We start from the raw sequence: 1,053 nt of genomic DNA, 5'->3' as shown, positions 1-1,053 counted from the left end.
GTTTGCGTACGCGGTTAAAAGTTTTGTTAAACCAATTGCTTAACGCTGCTGCCAGCGAGCGGATACCCTTGCTGATGCAATTATTGGCTCCCATTGCCGCTGAAAAAGAATACCGATCCTTAAATCCGCAAATACAGCAGCATTCCTTTAATGCGGGTGATGAAACCCGGCTTACCAAAATTTATCTCTACACGCTTAATAATTTTCACCGGGTTATTACCTTAAAGGAAATATCGGCGGTTATTTATATGGTGCCTAATGCCTTTTGCCGGTATTTTAAATCGCGGGTGCAGAAAAGTTATTTTGATTTTTTACTGGAAGTGTGCGTGAACCACGCCTGCAAGCTGCTGAAAGAAACGGACTACAGTATTGTGATCATCAGTTATGAATCGGGTTTCTCCAATCTATCCAATTTTAACCGGCATTTTAAAGCGATTACGGGGAAGAAGCCTCTGGCTGTTAGGAAGGAATTTCAGCAGTATTTGTAGGGGGAAATGCTTTAAAAAAACGCGTCATTGCGAGGTACGAAGCAATCTCTGAACTATACAGAGTGGCTCTGCTAATCGGGGATTGCTTCGTACCTCGCAATGACGCGCGGGGAGAGGAGCTCTTAAACAAAAAAACACCACCCGGTTATGGATGGTGTTTTTTTATGTTGTCCCACACCTTTCAGTGGGCCGGTCGTCTATCAAACTTTGATCTCAACTTCAACACCGCTAGGCAATTCAAGCTTCATCAGGGCGTCTACAGTTTTTGAGTTCGAGCTGTAAATGTCTAATAAGCGCTTGTATGAGCATAATTGAAATTGCTCACGTGCTTTTTTGTTTACGTGTGGTGAACGTAAAACGGTGAAAATTTTCTTTTCGGTTGGTAACGGAAGTGGTCCGCTAACTACAGCGCCAGTTGGCTTTACTGTTTTTACGATTTTCTCGGCAGATTTATCTACCAAATTGTAATCGTAAGATTTTAATTTGATCCTGATTCTTTGGCTCATTGTTAATTTAATTTTAACCAACCATAAGAGCTATTAATTATGGTTGATTGGTTGATTAT

2 protein-coding genes are annotated in these 1,053 nt (G+C 41.3%); one reads left to right on the top strand and one right to left on the bottom strand.

Annotation, left to right across the window (positions count from 1 at the left end; genetic code table 11):
- A partial coding sequence (locus B6S09_RS18180) for a helix-turn-helix domain-containing protein (RefSeq protein WP_141202010.1) occupies positions 1–488 on the top strand: 488 nt, incomplete at its 5' end.
- Between the two features lie 200 nt (positions 489–688).
- Here the strand turns inward: B6S09_RS18180 and rpsJ are convergent.
- Positions 689–994 carry a 30S ribosomal protein S10 gene (rpsJ, locus tag B6S09_RS18175; RefSeq protein WP_022830652.1) on the bottom strand — a complete coding sequence of 102 codons (306 nt, stop codon included), beginning with the start codon at positions 992–994 and terminating at the stop codon, positions 689–691.
- Between the last annotated feature and the right edge of the window lie 59 nt (positions 995–1,053).

This window comes from Oceanimonas baumannii, from assembly GCF_002245495.1.
Classification (GTDB): Bacteria; Pseudomonadota; Gammaproteobacteria; order Enterobacterales; family Aeromonadaceae; genus Oceanimonas; species Oceanimonas baumannii.
This window is presented reverse-complemented; position numbering and strand designations above follow the sequence as displayed.

What these genes read in the sequence shown, in the direction of transcription:
- rpsJ (WP_022830652.1), bottom strand. Translation starts at nt 994, where the DNA reads ATGAGCCAAAGAATCAGGATCAAATTAAAATCTTACGATTACAATTTG.